Raw genomic sequence first — 1,861 nt, forward strand, 5'->3', positions numbered from 1 at the left:
TCCGGGAAACAATTGGAGTCTGACCCCAATTAATCCTTGATTTTGATTAACTGAATATCTGCTCGACTTTTAAAAAGCCCGTAACAAAATTTGAAATTTATGGAGGCCTTAATCATGGCGATGCTGTTCCAGTCGCGTGTATAAAAAAGTCTCCCTTTGCCGATGCTATTTTGGGGAACTGATGGCAACTTTTTGCCTTCAATGAACGACTTCACAGCGCGACAATACAGATCATGCGCATGATCCATTACTTTAATGTGAAGTTCGGTCAGGCTTTCGTTCCCAGTTAGAGGGGTCCGCTCAGTTGTGATTATTGAACCCGTATCAATCCCAGGATCAATCCATATAATTGTATTACCAATTAGATCAAACTCATTAAGCGCCAACGCCCAGTTTGTACAATTTGGTCCGCCTTTTATGTACGGTGAAATACCTGTGTGAAGGTTCATTACCCTGGTCGAAAATCGGTCTAGCGTCGCACCAGTAAGTAGATCGGTGCCAGACACAAGCACAAGGTCTGGGTTTTCACGTTCAATCAGGGTCACCAAATTTTCTGCATTGGCGGAAGAATGTACGCTAGAGGATACAGATGGCCAATCAACGAATAGATCTTCATAATGATTCATCATTTTCGCCCATGCCTTATGGAGACCAAAGGCTAATGTGCGAGATACTAAAGTTCGTACAATTTTTCTCTTTCCTTTGCGCGCTATATTAATCTTAGCGATGTGAGCAAGTGGAATGTCTTGGTGTAAACGTTGAGCGAGCGCACATTGATTGGCGCCAGCCCCGAAGATTAAAAAGATTTTCATAGGCGAGAAATACCACCAAGTGCTTTGAACTTAATCTCCGATCTAGATCTTCCATCGAAGGTGAAGCGTGTGTGAATACATTCACCCTCATCGAACTTTTCGCCAACTAGAAGTACATGATCCACGCCATGGGCAAGTACTTGTTCGGCCTGACCTGCGCGACAACTTCCGTTCGGAAATGCATAAATACTCATAGGTGCAGCAAGCTTGTCTTTGAAATATGCCACACAAGACTGAACATCAGCGTCTAGGTATTCGTCTGTCTCATACTCCATTGAGGAATGAGCATATGAATGTGCCCCTAGTTCATGGTTACCAAGGCTCCTTATCTCCTCCAACGTCATCATTGGCGTGGGCTCGAAATCTCCCCAATCATAAAACTGCGGGAGTAGGTAAGTGGCTATTTGGTCTTGCTCTGCCTGGGGTCTCATTTTGAGAAAACGTGAAAGCCGCCTCCCGAAATTGACATCAACTTGTGCACTAAATCCCTTGATTTGAAGTCGCTCAACAAGTTCTCTGGGGGCCTTGCCCACAAAATCTTGAGCAAGTACATTTAGAGGTGGTAATCCGCTATCGACGCACTTGGGAATGATGTTCTGATTAGCCCGTAGCCCATGCTTTGCGAGGATCGGCATAGCGTTTATGACAAAATCTCGGTATCCATCATCGAATGACAAAACAAGTTTTGGTCTAGTAGATTGTTCGGCAAGTTCACTGATGGTCACAACGGCGAACTCGCGTTTCACGAATGAAAGTAACTCGTCGAACAGGCCAGGGTCCAATGGTCGGTAATCGCTACCGTCGTCCGGCGCGACTCGATGCAAGTTCAAAATGGTAGTTCTTCCGGCACGTGACAAAGCTTGGAGACGCCTGCGAAGCAACGGACCATTTCCTAGTGCTGTAAAGGCAATAGTCTTCGCCATTTGGCGGAGTCCACTGCTAAAATTATTTAGCATTCGTTGTACTCATTTGTTAATCTGTTGAAACAATTAAATTTTCAATTCACATTTTTCAAAAATAATAGAAAATAATAGAGGACTGACCCCAAT

Annotated in this window: 2 protein-coding genes; both read right to left on the reverse strand. The window is 44.4% G+C overall.

The genetic code is table 11. The features are described 5' to 3' along the window. Window positions 1-29: 29 nt before the first annotated feature. A complete protein-coding gene (locus ABW391_RS29375) occupies window positions 30-812 on the reverse strand; it encodes a formyltransferase family protein (RefSeq protein ID WP_353485467.1) in 783 nt (260 codons plus the stop codon). Beyond that, a complete protein-coding gene (locus ABW391_RS29380) occupies window positions 809-1,768 on the reverse strand; it encodes a polysaccharide deacetylase family protein (RefSeq protein WP_353485468.1) in 960 nt (319 codons plus the stop codon). Before ABW391_RS29380 ends, ABW391_RS29375 begins: the two co-directional genes overlap by 4 nt. Between the last annotated feature and the right edge of the window lie 93 nt (window positions 1,769-1,861).

The organism is Haliscomenobacter sp., from assembly GCF_040403615.1.
GTDB lineage: Bacteria > Bacteroidota > Bacteroidia > Chitinophagales > Saprospiraceae > Haliscomenobacter.